The 25611-nt window shown below is 66.0% G+C and carries 26 protein-coding genes and 1 tRNA gene; 13 read left to right on the forward strand and 14 right to left on the reverse strand.

Features of this window, described 5'->3' with window-relative positions; translation table 11 throughout:
* Nucleotides 1–6: 6 nt before the first annotated feature.
* Nucleotides 7–1923: an ATP-binding cassette domain-containing protein gene (locus tag ABKS89_RS20620; protein ID WP_348586861.1), complete on the reverse strand. Its 1917-nt coding sequence runs from the start codon at nucleotides 1921–1923 to the stop codon at nucleotides 7–9.
* Between the two features lie 210 nt (nucleotides 1924–2133).
* Between ABKS89_RS20620 and ABKS89_RS20625 the strand changes: the two genes are divergently transcribed.
* Both ABKS89_RS20625 and ABKS89_RS20630 read left to right on the forward strand, forming a co-directional pair.
* Nucleotides 2134–4059 carry a transglycosylase SLT domain-containing protein gene (locus ABKS89_RS20625; protein WP_348586863.1) on the forward strand — a complete coding sequence of 642 codons (1926 nt, stop codon included), beginning with the start codon at nucleotides 2134–2136 and terminating at the stop codon, nucleotides 4057–4059.
* Between the two features lie 61 nt (nucleotides 4060–4120).
* Nucleotides 4121–4501 carry a lysozyme inhibitor LprI family protein gene (locus ABKS89_RS20630; protein WP_138214951.1) on the forward strand — a complete coding sequence of 127 codons (381 nt, stop codon included), beginning with the start codon at nucleotides 4121–4123 and terminating at the stop codon, nucleotides 4499–4501.
* Between the two features lie 56 nt (nucleotides 4502–4557).
* On the opposite strand, the gene ABKS89_RS20635 is transcribed toward ABKS89_RS20630, so the two are convergent.
* From ABKS89_RS20635 to ABKS89_RS20665, 7 genes are all read right to left on the reverse strand, one after another.
* Nucleotides 4558–5367, reverse strand: a complete 810-nt coding sequence (locus ABKS89_RS20635; RefSeq protein WP_348586864.1) for an MOSC domain-containing protein — start codon at nucleotides 5365–5367, stop codon at nucleotides 4558–4560.
* Nucleotides 5368–5605: 238 nt separating this feature from the next.
* Nucleotides 5606–6535, reverse strand: a complete 930-nt coding sequence (locus ABKS89_RS20640; RefSeq protein ID WP_138214953.1) for a chemotaxis protein CheV — start codon at nucleotides 6533–6535, stop codon at nucleotides 5606–5608.
* Complete coding sequence (locus ABKS89_RS20645) at nucleotides 6490–6618, reverse strand: hypothetical protein (RefSeq protein ID WP_518300959.1); 129 nt, start codon at nucleotides 6616–6618, stop codon at nucleotides 6490–6492. Before ABKS89_RS20645 ends, ABKS89_RS20640 begins: the two co-directional genes overlap by 46 nt.
* Before the next feature lie 30 nt (nucleotides 6619–6648).
* Nucleotides 6649–7569, reverse strand: coding sequence for a lipid kinase YegS (gene yegS, locus ABKS89_RS20650; protein WP_138214954.1), 921 nt, complete (start codon nucleotides 7567–7569; stop codon nucleotides 6649–6651).
* A gap of 79 nt (nucleotides 7570–7648) precedes the next feature.
* Nucleotides 7649–9208 carry an FGGY-family carbohydrate kinase gene (locus ABKS89_RS20655; RefSeq protein ID WP_138214955.1) on the reverse strand — a complete coding sequence of 520 codons (1560 nt, stop codon included), beginning with the start codon at nucleotides 9206–9208 and terminating at the stop codon, nucleotides 7649–7651.
* A 7-nt stretch (nucleotides 9209–9215) separates the two neighbouring features.
* Nucleotides 9216–10793, reverse strand: a complete 1578-nt coding sequence (locus ABKS89_RS20660) for a glycerol-3-phosphate dehydrogenase/oxidase (RefSeq protein WP_348586866.1) — start codon at nucleotides 10791–10793, stop codon at nucleotides 9216–9218.
* Between the two features lie 4 nt (nucleotides 10794–10797).
* Complete coding sequence (locus tag ABKS89_RS20665) at nucleotides 10798–12393, reverse strand: FAD-binding oxidoreductase (protein WP_138214957.1); 1596 nt, start codon at nucleotides 12391–12393, stop codon at nucleotides 10798–10800.
* Between the two features lie 159 nt (nucleotides 12394–12552).
* Here ABKS89_RS20665 and gliR point away from each other — a divergent pair, with 159 nt between their 5' ends.
* Nucleotides 12553–13581 carry an AraC family transcriptional regulator GliR gene (gene gliR, locus ABKS89_RS20670; RefSeq protein WP_138214958.1) on the forward strand — a complete coding sequence of 343 codons (1029 nt, stop codon included), beginning with the start codon at nucleotides 12553–12555 and terminating at the stop codon, nucleotides 13579–13581.
* 30 nt (nucleotides 13582–13611) lie between these two features.
* Here gliR and ABKS89_RS20675 read toward each other — a convergent pair whose 3' ends face one another.
* A complete protein-coding gene (locus ABKS89_RS20675; RefSeq protein WP_348586868.1) occupies nucleotides 13612–14826 on the reverse strand; it encodes a molybdopterin molybdotransferase MoeA in 1215 nt (404 codons plus the stop codon).
* Nucleotides 14823–15362, reverse strand: a complete 540-nt coding sequence (gene moaB, locus ABKS89_RS20680) for a molybdenum cofactor biosynthesis protein B (RefSeq protein ID WP_081519428.1) — start codon at nucleotides 15360–15362, stop codon at nucleotides 14823–14825. Before moaB ends, ABKS89_RS20675 begins: the two co-directional genes overlap by 4 nt.
* Nucleotides 15363–15432: 70 nt before the next feature.
* Between moaB and mobA the strand changes: the two genes are divergently transcribed.
* From mobA to ABKS89_RS20695, 3 genes are all read left to right on the forward strand, one after another.
* A complete protein-coding gene (mobA, locus tag ABKS89_RS20685) occupies nucleotides 15433–16020 on the forward strand; it encodes a molybdenum cofactor guanylyltransferase MobA (RefSeq protein WP_138214960.1) in 588 nt (195 codons plus the stop codon).
* A 91-nt stretch (nucleotides 16021–16111) separates the two neighbouring features.
* Nucleotides 16112–16333: a YgdI/YgdR family lipoprotein gene (locus ABKS89_RS20690; RefSeq protein ID WP_348586870.1), complete on the forward strand. Its 222-nt coding sequence runs from the start codon at nucleotides 16112–16114 to the stop codon at nucleotides 16331–16333.
* Between the two features lie 145 nt (nucleotides 16334–16478).
* A tRNA-Pro gene (locus ABKS89_RS20695) sits at nucleotides 16479–16555 on the forward strand.
* A 116-nt stretch (nucleotides 16556–16671) separates the two neighbouring features.
* Here the strand turns inward: ABKS89_RS20695 and ABKS89_RS20700 are convergent.
* The 3 genes from ABKS89_RS20700 to ABKS89_RS20710 are packed head-to-tail and all read right to left on the reverse strand — an operon-like array spanning nucleotide 16672 to nucleotide 18425.
* On the reverse strand, nucleotides 16672–17547 hold the full coding sequence (locus ABKS89_RS20700) for an NAD(P)-dependent oxidoreductase (RefSeq protein ID WP_348586872.1): 876 nt from the start codon (nucleotides 17545–17547) through the stop codon (nucleotides 16672–16674).
* Between the two features lie 52 nt (nucleotides 17548–17599).
* A complete protein-coding gene (locus tag ABKS89_RS20705; RefSeq protein WP_081519424.1) occupies nucleotides 17600–17839 on the reverse strand; it encodes a glutaredoxin family protein in 240 nt (79 codons plus the stop codon).
* Nucleotides 17840–17867: 28 nt separating this feature from the next.
* A complete protein-coding gene (locus ABKS89_RS20710) occupies nucleotides 17868–18425 on the reverse strand; it encodes a TetR/AcrR family transcriptional regulator (RefSeq protein ID WP_138214964.1) in 558 nt (185 codons plus the stop codon).
* A 194-nt stretch (nucleotides 18426–18619) separates the two neighbouring features.
* On the opposite strand from ABKS89_RS20710, the gene ABKS89_RS20715 reads away from it, so the two are divergent.
* The 3 genes from ABKS89_RS20715 to ABKS89_RS20725 all read left to right on the forward strand — a co-directional run bounded on the left by ABKS89_RS20715 (nucleotide 18620) and on the right by ABKS89_RS20725 (nucleotide 21603).
* Nucleotides 18620–19216, forward strand: a complete 597-nt coding sequence (locus tag ABKS89_RS20715; protein ID WP_348586873.1) for a glutathione S-transferase family protein — start codon at nucleotides 18620–18622, stop codon at nucleotides 19214–19216.
* A gap of 71 nt (nucleotides 19217–19287) precedes the next feature.
* Entirely contained in the window at nucleotides 19288–20154 is an 867-nt protein-coding gene (locus tag ABKS89_RS20720; protein ID WP_348586875.1) for an MBL fold metallo-hydrolase, read from the forward strand.
* 177 nt (nucleotides 20155–20331) lie between these two features.
* On the forward strand, nucleotides 20332–21603 hold the full coding sequence (locus ABKS89_RS20725) for an OprD family porin (RefSeq protein WP_138214967.1): 1272 nt from the start codon (nucleotides 20332–20334) through the stop codon (nucleotides 21601–21603).
* 65 nt (nucleotides 21604–21668) lie between these two features.
* On the opposite strand, the gene ABKS89_RS20730 is transcribed toward ABKS89_RS20725, so the two are convergent.
* On the reverse strand, nucleotides 21669–22877 hold the full coding sequence (locus ABKS89_RS20730; protein WP_138214968.1) for an ammonium transporter: 1209 nt from the start codon (nucleotides 22875–22877) through the stop codon (nucleotides 21669–21671).
* A gap of 404 nt (nucleotides 22878–23281) precedes the next feature.
* On the opposite strand from ABKS89_RS20730, the gene ABKS89_RS20735 reads away from it, so the two are divergent.
* From ABKS89_RS20735 to ABKS89_RS20750, 4 genes are all read left to right on the forward strand, one after another.
* The gene (locus tag ABKS89_RS20735) at nucleotides 23282–23599 is read left to right on the forward strand and encodes an ElaB/YgaM/YqjD family protein (RefSeq protein ID WP_045211754.1); all 318 of its coding nucleotides are present in this window, start codon (nucleotides 23282–23284) and stop codon (nucleotides 23597–23599) included.
* Nucleotides 23600–23614: 15 nt separating this feature from the next.
* Nucleotides 23615–23995 carry a phage holin family protein gene (locus ABKS89_RS20740; protein WP_348587610.1) on the forward strand — a complete coding sequence of 127 codons (381 nt, stop codon included), beginning with the start codon at nucleotides 23615–23617 and terminating at the stop codon, nucleotides 23993–23995.
* Nucleotides 23992–24336 carry a hypothetical protein gene (locus tag ABKS89_RS20745; RefSeq protein WP_348586877.1) on the forward strand — a complete coding sequence of 115 codons (345 nt, stop codon included), beginning with the start codon at nucleotides 23992–23994 and terminating at the stop codon, nucleotides 24334–24336. Before ABKS89_RS20740 ends, ABKS89_RS20745 begins: the two co-directional genes overlap by 4 nt.
* An 82-nt stretch (nucleotides 24337–24418) precedes the next feature.
* Nucleotides 24419–25585 carry an EAL domain-containing protein gene (locus tag ABKS89_RS20750; RefSeq protein ID WP_045211761.1) on the forward strand — a complete coding sequence of 389 codons (1167 nt, stop codon included), beginning with the start codon at nucleotides 24419–24421 and terminating at the stop codon, nucleotides 25583–25585.
* Nucleotides 25586–25611 lie beyond the last annotated feature (26 nt).

Genomic DNA, 25611 nt, shown 5'->3' on the forward strand with positions numbered 1-25611 from the left:
AACGGATCACTCTTCCAGTTCGGCCCAGCGTTCGATCAATTGGTCCAGCTCCCCTTGCAGCGACCCCAGGCGATCCAGAACAGCCTGCGCCTCGCTCGGCGGACGCTGGTAGAAATTCGGCGCCGCGGTTTCTGCCTGCAGCGTGGCCATTTCCGTCTCCAGGGCTTCGATCTGCCCGGGAATGGCTTCCAGCTCGCGCTGCAGCTTGTAGCTCAGCTTCTTCTTCGGCGCCGCCGCTTCCACCGCAGCAGCCGGAGCGACTACCGGTGCTTCGACGACAGGTGCGGCGACAGGCTTGTCGCCCTTCTCCTCACCCACGCCCAGCAGCTTCGGCGAGCCGCCCTGACGCAGCCAGTCCTGATAACCACCGACGAATTCGCGCACGCGCCCTTCGCCTTCGAACACCAGGGTGCTGGTCACCACGTTGTCGAGGAAGGCCCGGTCGTGGCTGACCATCAGTACGGTGCCGTCGAAGGTCAGCAGCACCTCTTCCAGCAGTTCCAGGGTTTCCACGTCCAGGTCGTTGGTCGGTTCGTCCAGCACCAGCAGGTTGGCCGGCTTGCTGAACAGTTTCGCCAGCAACAGGCGTGCCCGCTCGCCACCGGAGAGCGCTTTCACCGGGGTCCGGGCGCGCTGCGGGGAGAACAGGAAGTCGCCCAGGTAGCTGAGGACGTGGCGATTCTGCCCGTTGATCGTGATGAATTCGCGACCTTCGGAAATGTTGTCGATGACGGTCTTTTCCGGCTCCAGCTGGTGACGCAGCTGGTCGAAATAAGCCACTTCCAGTCGGGTGCCTTCCTTGACGCTGCCGGAAGTCGGCTGCAGGTCGCCCAGCAGCAGCTTGAGCAGCGTGGTCTTGCCGGTGCCGTTGGCGCCGAGCAGGCCGATGCGGTCGCCGCGCTGCAGGACCAGGGAGAAATCGCGGATCAGCGCCGGGCCACCCGGATGGGCGAAGCCGGCTTTCTCGACGACGATCACCTGCTTGCCGGACTTCTCGGCCGTCTCCATCTGGAAACTGGCCTTGCCCTGGCGCTCGCGGCGCTCGGCGCGTTCGTTGCGCATCGCCTTCAGCGCGCGCACGCGGCCTTCGTTACGGGTGCGGCGGGCCTTGATGCCCTGGCGAATCCACACTTCCTCCTGGGCCAGGCGCTTGTCGAACAGCGCGTTGGCCGCCTCTTCCGCCGCCAGTTCCTGCTCTTTATGCACCAGGAAGCTGGCGTAGTCGCCGTTCCAGTCGATCAGGTGGCCGCGATCCAGCTCGAGGATGCGGGTGGCCACGGCCTGCAGGAAGGAGCGGTCGTGGGTGATGAACAGCACGGCGCCGGGGAAGTCCGCCAGGGCGTTTTCCAGCCAGGCGATGGCGCCGATGTCCAGGTGGTTGGTCGGCTCGTCCAGCAGCAGCAGGTCCGGCTCGGCGACCAGCGCCTGGGCCAGCAGCACACGACGGCGCCAACCACCGGAGAGCTCGGCGAGGGTCTTGTCGGCCGGCAGTTGCAGGCGGCTCAGGGTAGTGTCCACCAGTTGCCCCAGGCGCCAGCCGTCGCGGGCTTCGAGGTCCTGCTGGACGTGCGCCAGCTTGTTCAGGTCCTCTTCGCTCTCGATGTGCATGCTCAGGTGGTGGTAGCGCGCCAGCAGCTCGCCAACTTCGGCCAGACCTTCGGCGACCACGTCGTAGACGGTGCGGTCATCGGCGCGCGGCAGTTCCTGCGGCAGCTCGCCGATCTTCAGCGAGGGAGCGCGCCAGATCTCACCGTCATCGGGCTTCTGCTCGCCCTTGACCAGTTTGAGCATGCTCGACTTGCCGGTGCCGTTGCGACCGATGATGCAGACCCGCTCACCGCGAGCGATCTGCCAGGACACCTTATCCAGCAGCGGAGTGGTGCCGAAGGCGAGGGACACGTCGGTTAACTTGAGCAGGGTCATGAGGGCATCTTCCGTAAAACAGGGCGCGCAGTTTAAGGGAAAGCGCGGAAAAGTCAGAGGGGGGCGGACAAAGTGCCGGGGCGAGACATTCGTCCGCCTTTGAGTCAGGCAGCCCTGGTGGCGCTTTCACCCCCCGCGCGCAACAGGCTAAGCTACCCGGCAGCGGGCGCGCGCCATCCAGCGCCCACCGATCATCTTCCCGGAAGAGCCATGCGCGGTCGCCTTTTCTCACTGTTTTCCTGCCTGATCCTCAGCCTGTCCGCTTCGACAGCCAACGCAGCGTCCCTGCCCCAGCAGCGCCAGATGTACGACGAGGCGCAGAAGGCACTTGCACGCGGCGACAGCGGCCCGTACTTCACCTATCAGTCGGCACTGGCGGATTATCCGCTGCAGCCGTATCTGGCCTACGACGAGCTGACCAACCGTCTTAAAAGCGCCAGCAATCCCGAGATCGAGCGCTTCATCGAGCAGCACGGCGACCTGCCGCAGATCAACTGGCTGAAACTGCGCTGGATGCGCCAGCTGGCCGATCGTGGCGACTGGAATACCTTCGTCCGTTATTACGACCCGAAGATGAACTTCACCGAGCTGGACTGCCTCTACGGCCAGTATCAGCTCGGCCACGGCAACAAGGCCGACGGCTACGCCACCGCCGAGAAGCTCTGGCTGGTGGGCAAGCCGCAGCCTGATGCCTGCGACACCACCTTCGCCATGTGGCAGGCCGACGGCCAGCTCACCGAGGAGAAGGTCTGGAAGCGCCTGAAGCTGGCCGCCGAGAAAGGCAATTACAGCCTCGCCACCGTGCTCTCCAAGCGTCTACCGACCCTTGGCAGCCAGGGCGCGCTGATGGTCAACGTGGCGCAGAATCCTTCTCAGCTGAGCCAGACCACCCGCTTCAGCGCCCGCGACCACGCCACCGCCGATGTCGTCGGCCTGGGCCTGCGCCGCCTGGCCAAGCAGGACCCGGAAAAGGCCATCAACCTGCTGGACTACTACAGCTCGGTGCTGCCCTTCTCCAGCGACGAGAAAGTCTCCATCGCCCGCGAGATCGGCCTGAGCCTGGCGCGCCGCTATGACCCGCGCGCGCTGCCGATGATGGTCAAGTACGACCCGCAACTGCGCGACGACACCGTCACCGAATGGCGCCTGCGCCTGCTGCTGCGCCTGGGCCGCTGGGAAGAAGCCTACGAACTGACCCGCGCCCTGCCGCCCTCGCTGGCCGAGACCAATCGCTGGAAGTACTGGCAGGCTCGCTCGCTGCAACTGGCGCAGCCGCAGAACAAGCAGGCCATCAGCCTGTACCAGCCAGTGGCCGGCGAGCGTGATTTCTACGGCTTCCTCGCCGCCGACCGGATCAACGCCCCCTACCAGCTCAACAATCGACCTGTTTCGCCCGATGCCGGGACGATGCAGCGCGTGCGCAACGCACCGAGCACCCGCCGCGCCCTGGAGTTCTACGCCCGTGGCGAGATCATCAACGCCCGCCGCGAGTGGTACCACGCGGCCCGCCACCTGAGCCACGACGAACTGCTGGCCCAGGCGAAGATCGCCTACGACATGCAGTGGTACTTCCCGGCCATCCGCGCGATCAGCCAGGCCAAGTACTGGGACGACCTCGATATCCGCTTCCCCATGGCCTACCGCAACACCCTGGTGCGCGAGGCGCGCAATCGCGGCCTGCACTCCAGCTGGGTATTCGCCATCACCCGCCAGGAAAGCGCCTTCATGTCCGATGCGCGCTCCGGCGTCGGCGCCACCGGCCTGATGCAGCTGATGCCGGCCACCGCCAAGGAAACCTCGAAGAAGTTCGGCATCCCGCTGGCTTCGCCGCAGCAGCTGATCGTGCCGGACGTGAACATCCAGCTCGGTGCCGCCTACCTGAGCCAGGTGCACGGTCAGTTCAACGGCAACCGCGTGCTCGCCACCGCCGCCTACAACGCCGGCCCCGGCCGTGTGCGCCAATGGCTGAAGGATGCGCGTCACCTGGCCTTCGACGTCTGGGTCGAGACCATTCCGTTCGACGAGACCCGTTCCTACGTGCAGAACGTGCTGTCCTACGCGGTGATCTACGGGCAGAAGCTCAACGCGCCGCAACCCATCGTCGACTGGCACGAACGCTTCTTCGACGAACTCTGATCCACTCCCCCGCCCGGCACCCGCCGGGCGGTCTTCATCCCCTCAAGGAAAAGGAAATTCCATGCGCCAGTCGCTCCTCTCCCTCACCGTCCTGGCTGCCGGCCTGCTCAGCGCAGGCCATGCCCTTGCAGCGTGCGAGAAGCCGCGCAACGCCTTCGACAGCGTGTACTGCCTGAGCACCGAATACGCCCAGGTGGACCGCGAGCTGAACAATGAATTCGGCACTCTGCGCAAAATGCTCAACGACGGCCAGAAGGCCGCGCTGAAGAAGAGCCAGATCGCCTGGATCAAGGACCGCGATGCCCAGTGCAGCTACGAGCGCGACGGCGGCTACTTCGTCAACCTGCAGTGCGCCGTGGACAAGACCAACGAGCGCCTGGTCGTGCTGCGCGAGCGTGAGCGCGAGTGCCAGAGCACCGGTTGCGTCGACAGCAAGCTGTAAGTTCCGCGTCATCCGGCGCGCCCGTCCGGGCGCGCCACCTCAGCGTCATTCCAGCGTTATCCCAGTACTTCCACCGGCATGCCCAGTCTCAGCTCGCCACGGTTCTCCGCCAGCAGGTTCTGGCCAAACAAGGCTTCGCCATTGACGTTGCGATAGCCCAGCAGGGTTGCCAGCGGCTCGCGGGCGGCGTCGCGCTCGCCGGTGTGCGGGTCGATGGTGGTGAGGATGCAGCGCGAGCAGGGCTTGGCCACCTTGAAGGTGACGTCGCCGATACGGATGCGTTTCCAGCCGTCTTCGGCGAAGGGCTCGGCGCCGGTGACCACCAGGTTCGGGCGGAAGCGCAGCATCTCCAGCGGGCGGCCAACCTTGGCCGACAGATCGTCCAGCGAACCCTGGCCGATCAGCAGCAGCGGGAAGCCATCGGCGAAATGCACGTGCTCGCCGGGTTCGGCGTAGGCGGTGTCGACCTGCCGCGCGCGCTGCTCGGGCATCTGCACCAGGCGCACGTCGCGGCCGAGGAAGTTGCTCAGCCACTGCGCGGCCTCATCGCCGGCGTCCGGCACCTGCAGCATGTCGCGCCAGATCAGCACGCCGCGCAGGTTGGCGTCGCTTTCAGGCACTGACACGAAGAGGTCTTGCATTCCCGGTGCACGCAGGCGCAGGCCATGGAAGTCATCCTGCCAGCGCGCCTCGATACGCCCCATCTGCGGCAGCAGGCGCTGGGTCAGGAAGCGGCCGTTGGACGCTTCGACCACCATCCAGCGTCGATCCCCCTCCAGGCCCAGGGTGTCCAGGCGGACGGATTCCAGGGGCTCGTAGGCGGTGGACTTGACCGGGTAGCGGTAGAGCTCGCTCAGGCTGTACATCACAGGCTTCCTTTCATGCAGGCGAAAGCGACCTTATACGGCGTGGGACGGGCGTCTAGCAATGGGGGCGCATTTGTCGCGGGCATGGCCCGTTCCTACAGACATGCCGGATGCTGCGCAGGGGCCGTGAATGAATTCGCGGAGAAGCTCCGCTCCTACAGGTGCGGCGTAGAGCCCACCCTGTAGGAGCGGGCCATGCCCGCGAACCGCCGGCAAGGCCGGCGGTCATGAGGCGTGATTATGCCGGGACTTTCTGCAACCGCCGGCGCACCACTTCCACCAGCTGGTCCGGCTGGAACTTGGAGAGGAAGTCGTCGCAGCCGACCTTCTTCACCATGGCGTCGTTGAAGCTGCCCGACAGCGAGGTGTGCAGCACCACGTAGAGGTCACGCAGACGCGGGTCGTTGCGGATCTCGGTGGTCAGCCGGTAGCCGTCCATCTCCGGCATCTCCGCGTCGGTGAAGACCATCAGCAGCTTCTCTTCCATGTCGTGGCCTTCGTCCGCCCAGCGCTTGAGCTGATTGAGCGCGCGCAGGCCGTCGGTCGCCACATTGAGACGCAGGCCGAGCTGGCCAAGCGTGTCACGTAGTTGGGAGATAGCGACGCTGGAGTCATCCACGACCAGCACTTCGCGGCCACGGGTCTGGCTGAGCAGCTTGTCGTCCAGGCGGTCGCTGGAGACGCGGGTGTTCATCGGCACGATCTCGGCCAGCACCTTTTCCACGTCGATGATCTCCACCAGGCGGTCTTCCACCTTGGTGATCGCGGTCAGGTAATGCTGGCGGCCGGCGCCACCGGGCGGCGGCTGGATCGACTCCCAGTTGAGGTTGAGGATGCGCTCCACCCCACCCACCAGGAACGCCTGCACCGAGCGGTTGTACTCGGTGACGATGATGGTGCTGTTGGCATCCGGAGTCAGCGCGCGCATGCCGATGGCACGCGACAGGTCGATCACCGGCAGGGTCTGGCCGCGCAGGTTGATCACCCCGCAGATCATCGGATGGCGCTGCGGGATCAGGGTCAGGCGCGGCAGTTGCAGCACTTCCTGCACCTTGAACACGTTGATCGCGAACTGCTGCCGCCCGGCCAGGCGGAAGACCAGGATTTCCAGGCGGTTCTCGCCTACCAGTTGGGTGCGTTGATCGACAGTGTCGAGAATACCGGCCATGCCTGCTCCAGATTCGGAATGAGTCGTGCGGGAACGCTATCGGCCGCATCTTGCGGAACAAGATACTGGCCGTGCGCCATCATGCACGACTTGCCCGGTCCGGGCCAGACCGATCAGCCCTTCGGCGTGCCGAGCCGCCCAGTGGCCGAGAGCAGCGGCGAATCCGCCGGCAGGTGCATGGAGAGTGCCGCCGGGCGTATCTCGAAGCGCAGCTTGCGGCCCTCCAAGGGTTCGCCGTCGAGGTTGACGTCCAGCCCCTCGCGGGCCTCCACCTCTACCCAGGGCACCCGCGCGCGGATGAACACATCCTGGGTGCCGAAGCCACTGCCGAGCAAGGCACCCAGCGTGCCGACCATATCCTGCGGGGTCGGCAGGATGCTCACGTCCAGCAGCCCGTCGTCCGCCGTCGCCTGCGGGCAGAGCACGTGCCCGCCGCCTGCCTGCCGGCCGTTGCCGATGCCCAGGGCAAGGAACTCGCCCTCCCAGCTGAAATCCGGCCCGGTGAAGCGACCCTGCGCCGCATGCACCTCGGAAAATCGCGTCAGCCCGGTGAGCAGGTAGGCCGCGCCGCCGAGCAGCTTCTTCAGGTCTTCCGGGGTATTGGCCGTGACCTTCGAGCCGAAGCCACCGGTGGCCATGTTGAGGAACATCTGCCCGTCCACCTCGCCCAGGTCGATGGGCCGCGCCGGCATGTCCAGCAGCGCCAGCGCAGCAACCGGCTCCAGCGGCACACCGGCGGCGCGGGCGAAATCATTGGCGGTGCCCAGCGGCAGGATCGCCAGGCTGGCCTTGCCGCCGGCCTGGGCCAGCGCTTCGGCGACATCACGCACGGTGCCGTCGCCGCCGCCGGCGATCAGCGTCGTGTAGCCCGCCGCCAGCCCCTCTTCCACCAGCCGCCGGGCGTCGCCCCCCTCCCAGGTCACCCTGACATCCAGCGCCCGCCCCGCCTCACGCGTGGCCAGCACGGCGGCGCGCACCTCGTCGTTGGCGGCTTGCTTGCCATGCAGGATCAGCAGGGCCTTGGGTTGCGTCATGGCGGGTTTCCTCCCGGTGAGTCCATTGGATATGGACTCAGACTAGCCCGAGGGGAATTCCTCCCACTTGATTTGCGGCTCAGGCCGGGTAGCCGGTGATCTCCCGGATGCTCTGGTACAGCGGCTTGAGCTGCTTGTACATGCGCTGGTAGACCTCGCTGTAAAGCCGCTCGTAGGTGCGCTGCGCCTCGGGGCGCGGGTGGAAGACGTCACCGACGCGGGTCATGGCGGCGATGGCGCTGGTGAAGTCCGGATAGAGCCCCAGCCCCACCGCGCAGTCGATAGCCGCGCCCAGGCCGGAAGCTTCGTAGACGTGCGGGCGCTCCGCCGGCAGGCCGAAGATGTCGGCGGTGAGCTGCATCGCCGCATCGCTCTGCGAACCGCCCCCGGCTACTCGCAGGCGCTGGATGCGGGTGCCGGAGCGCTTTTCGATTCGCTCCTTGCCCTGACGCAGCGCGTAGGCGAGGCCTTCGAGGATGGCACGGTAGATGTGCGCACGGGTGTGCACGTCGCCGAAGCCGATGATCGAGCCCTTGGCTTCCAGCCCCGGCTCGCGGATACCCGGCGTCCAGTAGGGTTGCAGCATCAGGCCCATGGAGCCGGCGGGCACGCTGTTGACCAGCTCGTCGAACAGCTTCTCCGGCTCGACGCCCAGTTCCTGCGCTCGCTGCATCTCGCGCAGGCCGAACTCGCGCTTGAACCAGCTGACCATCCAGAAGCCACGGTAGATCATCACCTCTGTGTTGAAGTGATCGGGAATCGCCGCCGGATATGGCGGGATCAGCGGAATAGTCTCCAGGTAGCGCGAGCGGGTGGTGTTGATGGTCGCGGTGGTGCCGTAGGACAGGCAGGCCACGGTCGGATCGATGGCGCCCGCGCCGAGCACCTCGCAGGCCTTGTCGGCGCCGGCGGCGATCAGCGGCAGGCCTTCGGGAATCCCGGTCAGGCGGCTGGCTTCGGCAGTGATCTCGCCCAGTTTCTCGCCGGGCTTGAACAGTTCCGGCAGCTGTTCGCGGCGTACATCCAGCGCCTGCCACTTCCAGTCGCGTGGCGCGGCCCACTGCAGTTTCTTGTAGTCGAACGGCAGGTAGGCAACGCTGCAGGCGACCGAGTCCACGTAGCGTCCGCACAGCCGCTGGGTGAGGAAGCCGGAGAGCAGCAGCACCTTGTGCGTGCGCTGGTGGATGTCCGGCTGCTGCTGGGCGACCCAGTTCACTTCGGCCTGGGTGCGGAAGTAATCCACCGCGCCCTGCGCGCCCACCAGCTTGAACAGCCAGCCCCAGGGCCCCTTGATCGAGCCCTCCAGTTCGGCGCGACGCTGGTCCAGCCAGATGATCGCCGGGCGCAGGGCCTGGCCGGCCTGGTCGACGTGGATCACCGTGCCGCGCTGGGTCGTCAGCGAGACGCCGCGGATGCGGCTGCGGTCGATGTCCACGCTGGCCCACAGGCGTTTGCAGGCCTCGCCCAACTGCTCCCAGTAGTAGTCCGGATGCTGCTCGGCCCAGCCGGGCTGCGAGGAGAAATAGGCTTCCAGCTCGACCTTGCCTTTGCCTACCAGGTTGCCCTGGAGATCGAAGAGCAGCGCACGCACGCTCTGGGTGCCATTATCGATGGCCAGCAGGTAGTTCTTATTGTCCATGGGGCTCTCAGTGCGGAAGGCTGTAGCAGCGACGCCACAGCGCCAGATAGTCCTGTTCTTCGCGTTTCCAGCGCGCGTCGTCCCAGCCCAGGCGTGGCTGGCACAGCGCGCGAATTCTCGGCAGCTCGTGGGCGCCGCCGTCGGCCAGCAGCAGGCCGACGCGGGTACGGCGCAGCAGCAGGTCGTCCAGGTGCAGCACCAGCTCGCCTTCCGCCGCCCAGGCCAGTTCGGCCCAGAGGGAGTCGGTATGGCCGATGCACTCGCTGCCCACGGCTTTGAGCACCCGCGCCAGTTCGGGTAATGCGCGACCATGGCGGCCGCGCAGACGGGTCTGCTGCGGCGGGGTCAGCCCGGGCAGATCGACCGCTTCGACAGTTTCGAAGACCTGTTCTCCCGCCGCTTCCAGCGGGCGCTCCAGCATCGGTGCGCAGGCCGCGAGTACTTCCAGCGCCAGCAGGCGGAAGGTCGTGAGTTTGCCGCCGGCCAGGGTTACGCAGCCGGGCTCGACCCACAGCGCGTGTTCGCGCTTTTCGTCCGATGGCTTGAGCGATGGCGCGCCATCGCTGACCACTGGGCGCACGCCGGCCCAGGTGGAGCGCACATCCGCTGCGCTGATCTGGGCAGACGGAAACTGCTGCGTGCAGGCCGCCAGCAGGTAATCCACTTCCTCTCGGCTGATGGCGGCGTCGTCGTCCAGCGTGTCGCGGTGATCGAGGTCGGTGGTGCCGACCACGGTCGCGCCTTCCCAGGGGAAAACGAACACCGGGCGTCTGTCCTGCCCGTGCATGAAGCTGAAGGCGTGAGCGACCGGCAGACGCCAGGCTGGCAGCAGCAGGTGGCTGCCGCGCAGGGGGCGGATGTGCTCGCTACCGTGCTTCTGCCGCAAGGCATCGGCCCAGGCGCCGGTGGCCAGCGCAACGGCACGGGTGCGGAAGGTGAAGCGCTCGCCGCTTTCGCTGTCCTCGGCGACCAGCCCCTGGACACGGCGGTCACGGCGATCCAGCTCGATCACTTTCAGGCCGTTCAGAGCCTCTGCGCCTTCGGCGCGCGCTTCGCCGAGCACGCGCATCACCAGGCGTGCGTCATCGGTGACCGCGTCCTGGAAGCGCGTGCCGCCCAGCAGGCGATCTTCCTTCAAGCCCGGTGCCAGGTAACGCAGCTCTTCCAGGCGATGGAACAGATGATTGCGCCGCCCCGCCAACGCGTCGTACAGCGACAGCAACGTGCCGAACACGCGCGGACCGGGGAAGCCGCCCTGGTAGTGCGGCATGATGAAACTCAACGGATCGACCAGCCCCGGCGCCTCGCCCAGCAGGCGCTGGCGCTCGCGTACCGAGTCGCGGGTCAGGGCGAACTGGCCCTTGGCGATGTAGCGCAGGCCGCCGTGGACCATCTTCGACGAGCGACTGGAAGTGCCCCAGGCGAAGTCACGCTGCTCGACCAGCAGGCAACGCCAGCCACGCCGCGCGGCTTCGCGCAGGATGCCGGCGCCGGTGATGCCGCCGCCGACCACGATCAGGTCCCAGTCGCGCGCCGCCAGCTCCGGCAACGCCTTGGCGCGCCATGCCGCATTCCAGGCAGGCATGGGCTCAGTCCTGCAGCAGGGTGCCGGGGTTCAGCCGGCCGGACGGGTCGAAATGCCCGGCCAGCGCCTTGATCGCCGCCATGCCCAGCGGCCCCTTCTCCACCGGCATATAGGGCGCGTGATCCTTGCCGACGCCGTGCTGGTGGCTGATGGTGCCGCGGTTGTTGGCGATGGTCTGGCTGGCGGCGTGCTTGAGCTTGCGCCAGCGCTCGTGGGTTTCCGTATAGCTGGCCGCCGGGCGGAACACGTAGGTGGTGTAGATGCTCGAGCCTTCGCCGTAGACGTGGGACAAGTGGGTGAATACGTGCACGCGCTCGCCCTCGGCGGCCAGGCCCTCGCGCAGGCTGGCCTCGATGCGGTTCAGCAGGTTGTCGACGTTGGACCAGTCGGTAGCGGTTTCCAGGGTGTCGACCGCGTAGCCGTTCTCCCACAGTGCCTCGCGCAGATAGGGGAAGCGGAAGCGGTTCTGTGCCCACTTCTTGCCCAGCAGGGTGCCGGTGAACACGCCGCCAAAGGCCTTGAGAATGCGCCGCGCGGCACGCAGCGAGGTCGCGTTCTGGGCGCGGTCGCCGGTGACGCCGAAGGTCAGCATGCACTTGCCCTCGGCCGCACCGCGCAGCTTCAGGTAGCGCTCCAGCCAGGCAATCTGCCCCGGATGGCCGGCCAGCGCGAGCTGGGTGGTGGTTTCCACGGCGTTGGACAGACGCAGCATGGACAGCGGTACACGCGCCTGCACCAGGGTGCGGATGCCTTCCAGCGCCTGCTCCCAGGACGGCAGGAACACCGCGTAGAAGCGCTCGTCCTCGGCGATGCGTGTGACCCGCACCTTCACCGACGACAGAATGCCGAAGCGGCCTTCGGAGCCCATCACCACTTCGCGCAGGTCGGGGCCGGCGGAGGATGCCGGGAAGGTCGGGATTTCCAGGCTGCCGGCGAAGGTTTCCAGGGTGCCGCCGGCAAACAGCTGCTCGATGCGCCCGTAACGCAGCGACTGCTGACCGCTGGAGCGGCTGGCGACCCAGCCGCCGAGGGTGGAGAGCTCCCAGGACTGCGGGAAGTGGCCGAGGGTATAGCCACGGGCGCGCAGCTGGCTTTCCACCTGCGGGCCATTGGCGCCGGGGCCGAAGGTGGCGATCAGGCTCTGTTCGTCCAGCTCCAGCAGGCGGTTCATATGCTCCAGGGAAACGGTGAGCACCGCCTTGTCGGACGTCGGCGGGTTGATGTGGCCAGCCACCGAGGTGCCGCCACCGTAGGGGATCACCAGGCAGTCCCAGAGCTCGGCGAACTTAAGCAACTCGCGGATCTGCTCGGCGGTCTGCGGATAGGCCACGCCATCGGGGAACACGCCGAAGTCGCCTTCGCGCATCGCCAGCCAGTCCGGCAGGCTCTGGCCGCGGGCGTGCAGCAGGCGGTCACGGGCTTCGCGCACCACCAGCGGGTGCTCGGGCAGGCGCGAGGCCGGCACCTTGGCCAGCACCTCTTCCAGCGTCGCGTCCGGCAGCGTCAGGCCGGGGCCAACCAGTTCGGCGAGAAAATCACGCCCGTTGCCGGGCAATTCCACCACCGTCGTTTCTTCACCCCAGCCGTTCCAGCGTCGCATGCCCGCTCCTTCTTGTTCAGGGTCTGAACCCGCTAATTCGATTGCTATTTCGGTGCCGCTTGATGGCTGCCTATACTAGCCAGCCGCCCTGCCCTGTCACTGTCGGATCAAGACAGGCGCAGTTGCCGATCGAGACACCGAAGAACAAGAACTCACGCCATGCATTCCCTCGGCTACACATCCGTCCCCGCACTGCTGAAATACCTGCGCCACGCCGAATCCCTCGGCATGGACCTGGACGTCGCCCTCCAGGCTGCGGGCCTTGAACGCTCGCAACTGAGCGACAACAGCCAGCGCCTGCCCAGCGAGGCCCACGAGCGCCTGTTGCAGCACCTTTGCGCGCACTCCGGCGATCCGCTGTTCGGCCTGCACTCGGCGCGCTTCGTGCAGCCGGGCTCGTGGAGCGTGCTGGGCTACATCACCATGAACTGCGCCAACCTGGGCGAAGCCATGGGCCGCATCATTCCCTACGAGAAGCTGGTCGGCGACATGGGCGTCAGCCGCCTGGAGCCGGGCGAAGGCCACATCAAGCTGATCTGGAACTGCCGCCACGAGGCGGCGAAGATTCGCCGGCACATGGTGGAGAACGTACTGGCGTCCTGGCTGCTCTATGCGCGCTGGATCGCCGACACCAATGGCTCGCCGCAGGAAGTCTGGTTCGAGCACGCGCAGCCCGAGGGCACCGACGTCGCCGAATACGAACAGCTGTTCGGCTGCCCGGTGCGCTTCGAGCAACCCTTCAGCGCCCTGCTGGTGCCCCTGCAACTGCTCAGCTACCCGCTGCGCCAGGCCGACGCCAACCTGCTGCGCACCCTGGAAGAACACGCCCTGGCGCTGATGGCCGAATTGGACGACGACGAGCCGCTGCCGCTGCGGGTGAAGAACGCCCTGCGCCTGCTGCTCAAGGACGGCCTGCCGCGCAAGGAGCGCGTCGCCGAGCGCTTCGAGATGACCGTGCGCACCCTGCAGCGCCACCTGCAGCAGGCCGGCACCAGCTACCAGCAGATCCTCGACGAACTGCGCCAGGAGCTGGCCGAGCATTACCTGGTGCACAGCGACCTGCCGATCCAGGATATCGCCCAGTACCTGGGCTTCACCGAGTCGCGCTCGTTCCACCGCAGCTTCAAGGGCTGGACCGACCAGACGCCCGGCGAGTATCGCCAGCAGCATAAAAAAACGCCGGTCTGAGACCGGCGTTTTTCATGGGGTTCCTGGCGCTCAGTCCAGCAGTTCGCTGAACGGAATGAAGGTCAGCCAATCGCCTTCGACCAGCGTCGTCCCCTCGCGCACTTCCGCCAGCCCTTCGGCCCAGGCGGCGCTGCGCAGCACACCGGAGCTCTGGTTGGCATAAGGCACCGCACGGCCACTCTCCAGGCGCGCGCGTAGGTACTCGCGGCGGTTGCCCGGCTTGGTCCAGTTGAACCCGGCCGGCACCTGCAGGCGCAGCGGCTCGACCTTCTGCATGCCGAGGCGACGCATCAGGTAGGGCCGCGCCAACAGCGCGAAGGTCACCAGGGTGGAGGCGGGATTACCTGGCAGGCCGATCACCGGCACCTGCTGGTAGTGGCCGACGGTCAGAGGCTTGCCCGGCTTGATCGCCAGTTTCCACAGCGCCAGCTCGCCCGCTTCGCGCAGGGCCGCACCGAGGAAGTCCGCCTCGCCGACGGAGACGCCACCGGTGGAAAGGATCAGGTCGACATTTGACAAGCCGGCCAAGGCAGCGCGGGTACGCTCCAGGTCGTCCGGAAGGATTCCCGCGTCCACGACCTCACAACCGAAGCGCTGCAGCCAGGTGCGCAGCAGATGGCGGTTGCTGTTGTAGATCTGCCCGAGCGCCAGCGGCTTGCCCGGCTCGACCAGTTCATCACCGGTGGACAGCAGCGCCACGCGCGGACGGCGGCGCACAGTCAGCTCGGCTCGGCCGAGGGATGCGGCCAGGCCGATCTCGATCGGCCCCAGACGCGTGCCGGCCGGCAGCACACAGTCGCCCTTGCGGGTCTCCTGGCCTTGCGGGCGTACATGCTGACCCACCTTGAGCGCTTCGAGGAAACGCACGCGGCCGTCCTCCAGCACCTCGACGTTTTCCTGCATCTCGACGCAATCGGCGCCCTCAGGCACCGGTGCGCCGGTAAAGATGCGCACGCAGGTGCCCGACTGCAGCGGCTCGCCCGCCTGCCCGGCGAAGATTTTCTGGCTGACCGACAGCGGCTCGCCCTGCCAGTCGGCCTGGCGCAGCGCATAGCCGTCCATCGCACTGTTCGGCCACGGCGGCAGGTCCAGCCCGGCGAGCAGCGGCTCGGCGAGCACGCGGCCGTCAGCCTCGCTCAGCGGCAGGACTTCGGTATCGAGGATCGGAGACTGCTCCGCCAGGCTCAGCAGGCGCGTCAGGGCGTCCTCGACCGGCAGCAGTCCCGGCTTGTCGCAGCAGCTCATCCGCGGCTCTCGCAGGGCGCCGCCTTCTTCAGGTGAGGCACGAAGTTGCAGGGGCGGTGGCTGGCATCCAGTTGCTCGCCGAGGATGCCGTCCCAGGCGGTGCGACAGGCATTGGTGGAGCCCGGCAGGCAGCAGACCAAGGTGCCGTTGGAGAGGCCGGCCAGCGCGCGGGACTGCACGGTGGAGGTGCCGATGTCGGCCACGGAAATCTGCCGGAACAGCTCGCCGAAACCGTCCACCACCTTGTCCAGCAGGCAGGTCACGGCCTCCGGGGTGCTGTCGCGGCCGGTGAAGCCGGTGCCGCCGGTCACCAGCACGACCTGCACTTCGTCCTCGGCGATCCAGGTCGCGACCTGGGCGCGGATTCGATACAGGTCATCCTTGAGCAGGACGCGGGCGGCCAGGTTATGGCCGGCGGCCTTCAGGCGGTCGACGAACAGCTGGCCGGAGGTGTCGGTTTCCAGGGTGCGGGTGTCGCTGACAGTGAGGACGGCGATGTTCAGCGGGACGAATGGCTGCTCGGCCTTGTGGCTCATGATGAGGGCCCTTGCTTGTGAGGTTGGAATGCGCGGTGTTATATCACAGGCCCGCCCCGGAGACCCTGACATGCCACAAGCCCCGCTGCCCCTCTGTTCCGTCCTGATTCTCGCCGGAGGACGCGGCCAGCGCATGGGCGGCCAGGACAAGGGCCTGCTGGAGTGGCAGGGCCGCCCGCTGGTGAGCTACGCCGCCACCCTCGCCCGCCCCTTCAGCGACGACCTGATCATCTCCTGCAACCGCAACGCGGACGTCTATGCCGGCTTCGCCGACCGTCTGGTGCAGGACGACAGTACGGACTTCCCCGGCCCGCTCGCCGGCATCCGCGCGGGCCTGGCCAGCGCACGCCACACCCACCTGTTGGTACTGCCCTGCGATGCGCCGCGCCTGGATGCCGACTTGCTGGAGCGCCTGCTGCGCGCATCCGCCGCAGCGCCGGACATCGTCCACATGCTGCGCTGCGGCACGCAGTGGGAACCGCTGTTCAGCATCATCCCGGTGGCGCTGCGCGCCCAGATAGAGGAAGCCTGGGACCAGGGCGACCGCAGCCCGCGCCACGTTTTCTCGAACCTCGGCCTGCAGGCGGTGGACTGCCCGGCCGACGACCCGCGACTGGCCAATCTGAACACCCCGGAGCTGCTCTATCACGCCCGATAGCGACAGAGTCGAAAATTTTCCGGGAACTATGCTGCAAAGCTCCCGGTCAGACTTTTCGTACTTTTTTGTTCGCCCATCAGGAGATTCACCCATGAACAAACGGATGCTTCCCGCCTTCCTGCTCGCCCTGGGCTTTGGAGTGCTCGCTGGTTGCTCCACTCCGTCGGTCATCACCCTGAACGATGGTCGCGAGATTCAGTCGGTCGACAAGCCCCATTACGACGAAGAATCCGGCTTCTATGAGTTCGAACAGCTGGATGGCAAAACCGCCCGTGTGAACAAGGATCAGGTACGGACCGTCAAGGACCTCTGATTCTCCCGGTGGTGAAAACGCCCCGCAGCCCTTGATCGGTCTGCGGGGCGTTCGCGTTTTCACGGGGGGCGAAAACCTTTTTTCAAAAAATTTTCGCTAACCCCTTGTGCATCAAAAGTTTTTCGGTAGAATGCGCGCCATCAAACGGAGCGTAGCGCAGCTTGGTAGCGCGTCTCGTTCGGGACGAGAAGGTCGCTGGTTCGAATCCAGTCGCTCCGACCAAATCCCGAAAAACCCGCCTAACGGCGGGTTTTTTATTGCCTGCGATTTTCCCTCAGACGGAGAATGCGCGGGCACAAAAAAGCCCGTCCACCAGGACGGGCTTTTTCATGGGCGAATCAGAGCTGCCCGGACTTGCGCAGCGCGACCTGCGACAGGGCGCTCCAGTCCCGCTCGCCGTCACCGTGTGCGATGGCTTCGAGCAGGTTGTCACGCAGGAGGCTGGCAAGTGGCAGCGGCACCCGCTGCTCATGCCCGGCCGACAGCGCCAGACCAACATCCTTGAGCCCCAGCACCAGGCGGAATCCGGCCGGGTCGAAGCGCTGCTCGGCGATCTGCGCACCGTAGTTGCGGTACACCGGCGCGTTGAACAGGGTGTTGCCCATGATCTCCATGAACTCGCCCGGCGCCACACCGTAGGTCTTCACCAGTGCGGCGCTCTCCCCCATCGCCTCGATGGCGCTGGCGATCATGAAGTTGCCGGCGATCTTTACCGCGACCGCACGCAGCGGGTCGTCGCCCAGCGGCCAGGTCTTCTGCCCCAGCACGTCGAGTACCGGTTGCGCCTTGGCGATAGCGGCTTCGGGGCCGGCCACCAGGATGTTCAGCTTGCCGGCGGCAGCGACATCGGTACGGCCGAATACCGGCGCGGCGACGAATTCGACGCCCTGCTCACGGTGCAGCTCGATCAGCTCGCCAACAAAGGCCGTAGACAGCGTGGCCATGCTCAGGTGCACCAGCCCGGCCTTGGCCGAAGCCAGTGCGCCGCTGTCCAGCAGCACGGCGCGAGTGGAGGCATCGTCAGCCAGCATGGAGATCACCAGCTCGACATCGAACGCCTGCACGGGGGTGGCGGCGGCGGTGGCGCCCAGCTCCACCAGCGGCTCGGCGGCGCCGGGCGAGCGGTTCCACACGACGACCTGGTGGCCGGCCTTGATGAGGTTGGCAGCCATGGCAGCGCCCATGCCGCCCAGTCCGAGAAATCCGATCTTCATTGCAATGCGCCTCGCATCGGTTGATTGAGGAGAGGGAGAGCCGCCGAAATCATCAGCAGCCGAGGAAAGCGGCGACCTGTGCGGCGTCGAAGGGCCAGTTGAGCTCTGCGCCGGAATCGCAGCGGCGCAGCACGGGAATGCTCAGGCCGTATTGCTCGACCCATTCCTCGCGGTCGGCGATATCCACCAGTTCGACCAGCAAACCGTGTTCGACGAAGGGCATCAGCACCGCTTCGGCCACTTCGCAGAGGTGGCAGCCGAGGGTGCCGAAGAGTTGGCATTCCGGGGGCATGGAGGGCTCCAGGGTTGACGACATGGGTTCAGACTCCGGCGTGCTTGAGCAGCGTGTCGGCCACGGCGCGGGCTTCTCGCCCCTGCTGTGCCGGGCCCTGCATGTGCGCCATCACCAGCACACCTTCGAGCAGGTACTGCAGCTGGCGCGCCAGGGCTTCCGGCTCCGCCGCACCCAATCGCATGAGCTGGGCAGCGAAGAAGCGACCGAGGAACGCCTTGTGCTCGGCTGCCTGCTGGTGGATGGGATGTTCGCGGTCGTGGAACTCGCCGGCGGCATGGATGAAGGCGCAGCCGCAGAAGTCCGGGCCGTTGAGCACTTCCTGCAGGCCGTCGAAGACCGCCAGTATCGCCTCGCGGGGCGCGAGGATGCGCTCGGCCACTTCCATGCGCTCGACCATGCGGGCGTGGCGCTCTTCCAGCGCCGCCATGATCAACTCGTCCTTGGACTTGAAGTGCTTGTAAAGCGTCATCTTCGCGACGCCCGACTCGGCGAGGATGCGGTCGATACCGGTGGCGTGATAGCCCTCTCGGTAGAACAGATCCTGGGCGGTGGCGAGCAGCAGCTCACGTTTGCTGGATGCCATGGCATTACCTCCTGACCGGACATTATGCGCGAGGCTCGGCGCCCATGGGGAGCCGGAACGCTGCCAAGGGTGACAGCGCAGATACCGATTGGCGGACGGTCATTTCGCTTGAACTATACAGACCTGTCTGTCTAATATCTATTTCACTACGCCACAACAGCCGTCCCACAACAACACCGCAAAGGACTCCCGCCATGAAACTCCACGACGTCGCGCTTTCCGGCAACTGCTACAAGGTTCGCCTGTTCCTTGGGCTCATCGGCCAGAAAGCCGAGCTGCTGCCGGTGGACCTGAAGGGCGGCGCGCACAAGCGCCCTGCCTTCCTGGCGATCAATCCGCGCGGCCAGGTACCGGCGCTGGAGGACGGCGAACTGCGCCTGGGCGACTCCCACGCCATCCTCGTCTACCTCGCCCGGCAGTACGCCGAACCACACTGGTACCCGCAGGACGCCGTCACCCAGGGCCGCATTGCCAACTGGCTGAGCTTCTCGGCCAACGAGGTACAGCACGGCCTGGCGATGGCGCGGGTGATCCAGCTGTTCAAACGCCCCGGCGACCTGGCCGCCGCCCAGGCCAAGGGCCGCCAGGCGCTGGAACTGCTGGACGCAACACTGGCTGACCACCGCTGGCTGGCGCAGACGGACAAGCCGAGCATCGCCGACATTGCCGTCTACCCCTACGTCACCCTGGCGACGGAAGGCGGCCTGGAGCCATCCGGCTATCCCTATGTGCAGGACTGGCTGGCCCGCGTGCGCGCCCTGCCCGGCTACATCGCGCAACCCGCCTTCTGATGCTCTTCTGATGGGCCACGCCGCCGCAAGTACGGCGACGCGGCCCTCCGTTCACCGAAAAGGAAACTCCGATGCGTCTGCCATCCCTGCTGCTGGCCGGGCTGTTCGCCCTCGCCTGCCTGAACGTCCAGGCCGCCGACCTGCGCTTCTCGCTGATCCGTACATCCGGCGTCACCACCCTGGATGCGTTCACCGTGGCCGGCGGCGACTGGACGCAGAAGGTTCCGCTCAACCACACCGCTGTGCTGATCCAGCACCATGCCGCCACCCTGCTGTTCGACACCGGCCTGGGCAGCCAGGCGGACGCACAGTTCAAGCAGGACATGCCCTGGTGGGACAAGCCACTGTTCCGTTACGAAGGCCTGAAACCGGCACGCGAGCAATTGCAGGGCAGCGGCATTTCCATCGATCGGATCATCCTGTCGCACGCTCACTGGGACCATGCCTCGGCACTGTCGGACTTCCCGGAAGTCCCGGTCTGGGCGACCTATGACGAGATCAACTACGCCCATATCGCCCAACCGCCGGCGGTGTTTCCCAGCCAGTTCCGCCATCCGGTGAAATGGGTGCCCTTCCAGTTCGATTCCGGGCCCTTCCTGAGCTACGACCGCAGCCTCGATCTGTTCGGCGACGGCAGCCTGGTGCTGGTCCCCATGAGCGGCCATACGCCCGGTGCGGTGGGCCTGTTCATCACCCTCGATGACGGCCGGCGCTTCTTCTTCAGCGGCGACACCACCTGGCGTCTGTCCGGCTTCACCGGCCCCCACGAGAAATTCTGGGTCAGCCGCAAACTGGTCGACAGCAACCGCGACCAGACCCTGGCCGAAGTGGCCCGCGTCCACGAGCTGATGCTTGCCTATCCAGAGCTGACCGTGGTGCCCGCCCATGACGCCCAGGTGCAGGATAAACTCGGCTACTACCCCCACTGGATTCAGTGAAAGCCACGCCAGCCGCCGCTCGGCGCTTCAATAGCCAGCTTACTAATCAGCGACTAAGGTCTAAGAGTCGTCAACATTCGGTAATGATTTAGTAGATAGGCTGTAACAGATTGACATGCCGGCCCTGATCCAGCCGGCATCATCAAACTGCCCCAAGCGCTCGAGGAGACAATAACAATGAGCAAGACCCCGATCGCCCGTGCCGTGGCTTTGGCCGCGCTGGGTACCAGCTTTATCCTTCCGACACTCGCCCACGCTGACTTCATCAAGGACAGCAAGGCCACCGTCGAACTGCGTAACTTCTACTTCAACCGCGACTTCCGCCAGGACAGCCCGGCTCCGTCCCAGAACAAGGCCGAGGAATGGGCCCAGGGCTTCATCCTCAAATACGAATCGGGCTACACCGATGGCACCATCGGCGTCGGCGTCGATGCCCTGGGCACTCTGGGCCTGAAACTCGATTCCTCGCCTGACCGCAGCGGCACCGGTCTGCTGCAGCGCTCGCGCAGCGACAACCGCGCCGAGGACAGCTACGGCGACCTGGGTGTTACCGCCAAGCTGCGCGCATCGAAGACCACCCTGAAGGGCGGTACGTTGATGCCGAAGATGCCGGTGGTGCAGTTCAACGATACCCGCCTGCTGCCGCAGACCTTCAGCGGCTTCGCCCTGAACTCCGCGGAACTCGACGGCCTGACCGTCGACGGCGGTCGCCTCTACCAGGTCAACCAGCGCGACTCCTCGGACTACGAGGACATGACCATCACCGGCGGCGGCAAGCGCAACATCAAGCTCGGCGATAGCCTCACGTCCAACAAGTTCCTGTTTGGCGGCCTCACCTACAAGTGGACCGACAGTCTGAGCACCAGCTACCACTACGGCGGCCTGGAAGACATCTACAAACAGCACTACCTGGGCCTGATCCATGTGCTGCCGATCGCGGACAAGCAATCGCTGAAGTCCGACATCCGCTGGGCCAAGTCCGATGACGACGGCGGCAGCAACGTCGACAACAAGGCGCTCAACGCCATGTTCACCTATGCACTGGGCTACCACGCCTTCGGCGTCGGCTACCAGAAGATGAGCGGCGACACCGGCTTCGCCTACATCAACGGCACCGACCCCTACCTGGTGAACTACATCCAGATCGGCGACTTCGCCAACAAGGACGAGAAATCCTGGCAGGCGCGCTACGACTACAACTTCGCCGGCCTCGGCATTCCCGGCCTGACCTTCATGACCCGCTACGTGAAAGGCGACAACATCGACCTGATCACCACCGACGGCGAAGGCAAGGAATGGGAACGCGACACCGACATCGCCTACGTTTTCCAGGACGGCCCGCTGAAGAACCTGGGCGTGAAGTGGCGTAACGCGACCATGCGCACCAACTACACCAACGATTACGACGAGAACCGTCTGATCGTCAGCTACACCATGCCGCTCTGGTAACCCACACGGCATGACGAAAAAGCCCGGCATCTGCCGGGCTTTTTCTTTGTCTCACCCAGGGCGAATCAGTCCTGGCTGAGCGCACCGATCTTGTGGATCGACAGGTCGGCGCCGTAGTACTCCTCTTCCTTCGTCAGACGGATGCCCACAGCCGCCTTCACCAGACCGTACACCAGCAGGCCGCCGGCGAAAGCCACCGTCACACCGAGCAGCGTACCAATCGCCTGGCTCGCCAGACTGACCCCGCCCAGGCCGCCCAGCGCCTGTTGGCCGAAGATGCCACAGGCGATGCCACCCCAGGCGCCGCACAGACCGTGCAGCGGCCAGACACCCAGCACGTCGTCGATCTTCCAGCGTACCTGGGTCGCGGTGAACGCCCAGACGAACAGCGCGCCAGCCACCATGCCGGTGGCCAGGGCGCCGATGGGGTGCATCAGGTCGGAGCCAGCGCAGACCGCCACCAGCCCGGCCAGAGGGCCGTTGTGCAGGAAGCCCGGGTCATTGCGACCGACCAGCAGCGACGCGACGGTGCCACCAACCATTGCCAGCAAAGAGTTCACCGCCACCAACCCACTCGCGCCCGCCAGCGACTGCGCGCTCATCACGTTGAAGCCGAACCAGCCGACAATGAGAATCCACGAACCCGCCGCCAGGAACGGAATGTTCGACGGCGCAAAAGCGACCAATCGCCCCTCGCGATAACGCCCATTGCGCTGCCCCAGCAGTACCACCGCCGCCAGCGCCAGCCAGCCGCCAAAGGCATGCACCACCACGGAGCCGGCGAAATCATGGAAGGCTGCGCCGAACTCGGCCTTCAGCCAGGCCTGGAAGCCGAAGTTCCCATTCCAGATCAGCCCCTCGAAGAACGGATAGACGAAGGCCACGATCAGCGCCGTGGCGCACAGCTGCGGACCGAACCGCGCGCGCTCGGCGATGCCGCCGGAAATGATCGCGGGAATCGCCGCAGCGAAGGTCAGCAGAAAGAAGAACTTCACCAGCGCGTAGCCATTTTCGTGCGCCAGGGTCGCCGCCGGCTGCAGGAAAGTGACGCCATAGGCGATCCAGTAGCCGATGAAGAAGTAAGCCAGGGTGGAGATAGCGAAGTCCGAGAGGATCTTCGACAGGGCATTCACCTGGTTCTTCAGGCGCACCGTACCCACTTCCAGGAAGGCGAAGCCGGCGTGCATGGCCAGCACCATGACCGCGCCCATCAGGAGGAACAGCGTGTTGGAACCGTGGACCAGCGTCTCTACGGCACTATTGAGGTTTTCCATCGCTACAGGCAGCCCCGGAGGTCAAGGGGAAAGCACCAAAACGGCTCGCGGCGACTCAGAGTCGCACCACGCTGAAGCAGCGGTGCACCACAGAGGAGCCGAGCGCTGAACCAGAATGGCCCACGAGCCATCCGACCAGCTTCGCAATTTCCTGTACTTCCTTATGTTTTTCAGTGGTTTGAGCTCATATTCCCGGCCGTTCCAGGCACCAGGAACGCCCCGCCGTGGGGCGCTCGGCTCTCCATGCGCACCAGAGAAATGCAAGCGGCATACCACCGCAGCAACATTCAGCGGCTAGGCTTCAACTCGCACGCGAGAGCGGCCCCAGGGTGAATTTATGAGAAACTTTCCAGCGCCCCCGGGGCTCGAAAACTAGGAACCTCAACCCGCACAAGGAGCATCACATGCCTCGCAAGACCGCAGTGAACGCCGCCAAGGATGAACTCCTGGCCGAATTCCAGGCCCTCGTCAGCGATACCGAGAAACTCCTGCAGAGCTCGGCTGACTTGGCCGGTGCCGAAGCCGACCAGATGCGCGCGCAGATCCACGAGAGCCTCAAGCGCGCCCGCGACGCCATCTATTCCACCAAGGACTCCGTGCGCGACCAGGGCAAAGCCGCCGTGGACGCCACCGAAGACTATGTCGGTGATCACCCGTGGCAAGCGGTGGGTATCGCCGCCGGTGTCGGCTTCCTCCTCGGCCTGCTGGTCAGCCGGCGCTGATCCATGAGCGACGGAATGGACGCCGGGCCGAAATCCTCGGCCAACTCCCCTTCCCCGCGGCGCTTCGGCGCCGCGGTTCTGGGCCTGCTGCACGGGCATGTCGAACTGCTCGGCATCGAGCTGCAGGAGCAGAAGACCCGCACCGTGCAGATGCTGCTGATGGCAGGCCTGGCGCTGGTCTTCGCCCTGCTCCTGCTGGTCGCCCTGTCGGTGCTGGTGCTGATCCTCTTCTGGGACAGCTACCGCCTGCAGGCCGCCATCGGACTGTGCCTCTTCTATGTCGGCGGCAGCCTGTTCTGCGCCTGGCGTCTGCACACGCTGGTCAGCGACGAAGGCTCGCCGTTCAGCGCCACCCTCGAAGAACTGGCCCGCGACCGGGAGCGACTGTTGCCATGAGCGAATTGCCCGACGCCCGCAACCTGACCCGCGCCGAACTGCGCAAGGCCATCGTCCGCCTGCGCCTGGAAATGCAGCGCCAGCAGATTCGCCAGGAGGGCGAACTGCTGCTGCAGCCCCTGAAGCAGGCACGCAGCCTCGGCCAGAACCTGCGCAGCGGCCTGGGCGGCAGCACCCCATTGTGGGGCGCTGGCGGCGCTGCGGCTCTTGCCCTGCTGTTCGGCCGTAAACGCCGCTGGGTGCGCCTGCTGCGCATTGGCATCGCTCTCATGCCGATCATCCTGCAGATGCGCAGCAAGCCCGAGCCCAAGGACCCGCCCGCCCCCTCGACGCACCTCTGACGTCTAGACTGGCCACATTCTTGCTAAGTGACTGTGAGCGGCGCGCGAGCGCTTCCCTGTCACGCCACTAAGGATGTGTCCCTTGATCGACGGGCAACCCATCGCCTGCTTCCAGCCCTTCATCGACACCGCGACCGGCCTGATCGCCGGTGTCGAGGCACTGGGCCGGTTGCGCCAGGACAACGGCGACCTGCAATCGGTCGGCCCGCTGTTCTTCAACCCGCGAGTCGGCCTGGCCGAACTGCGCCGTCTCGACCGACAGATCCGCGACGCCGCCCTCGCCCGCATCCATGAAGCGCCCAAGGACTGGTTCCTCAGCCTGAATATCTCGCCGCGCTGGATCAGCCGCCTGCGCCCGAACCAGCCGCTACCCAGCCTCAAGCAACTGCAGCAGCAAGGCGTACCGCCGGAGCGCGTGGTCTTCGAAATCACCGAACTGGGCGGCGCCCACCAGCGACTGCCGGAAGTGGTAGCTCGCTACCGCGATGCCGGCGCGCGTATCGCCATCGACGACTTCGGTGCCGGCTACTCACAGCTGGACCGCGTGCTGGCGCTGCAGCCGGACATCCTCAAGCTGGACATGCGTCTGTTCCAGGAAGCCGCCCGCGGCGGCCCCAGCGGCGAAGTGGTGAAGGCCCTGGCGCAGATGGCGGAGAAGACCGGCTGCTGGATCATCGCCGAGGGCGTGGAAACCGAAGAGGAAATGGACTTCGCCCTGGAGTGCGGCGCGCGCTACGTGCAGGGCTTCCTGTTCGCCAGACCGGCACTGGAATTTCCGGCCAGCGATGCCTTCCGCGAAGCCTTCGCCCAGCGCCGCGACCACTACGTGCATCGCAAGCTGCAGGAGCGCTCCAATCTCATCCAGCTGCGCCAGCAACTCTCCGAACTGATGAATATGCTGCGCCCGTGGGCGGAAGGCGGCGCCATGCTTAGCAGCCTGCCGCCGGCGCCGGAATCGTTCAGCCGCCTGCTGCGCATCTACCAGTGCGACCGCCACGGCACCCAGACATCGCCGAACCTGGAATGGAACGGCCTGTTCTGGAAGGAGAACCGCCGTTACCTGGGCCACAACTGGTCCTGGCGCCCCTACTTCTATCAGTTGCTCGCCGAAGGCTGGGAAGAGCGTCGCCTGACACTCTCCAATACCTACCGCGACGCCACCACCAACCAGTACTGCATGACCGCCGGCCAGTTCATCGACCAGGGTCGACGCCTTCTGCTCATCGACATCGACGCCGAAGGCCTCTAGCGCCGCAATTGAGATTGCCGGCGCGA

The organism is Pseudomonas sp. LABIM340, from assembly GCF_040017195.2.
GTDB lineage: Bacteria > Pseudomonadota > Gammaproteobacteria > Pseudomonadales > Pseudomonadaceae > Pseudomonas.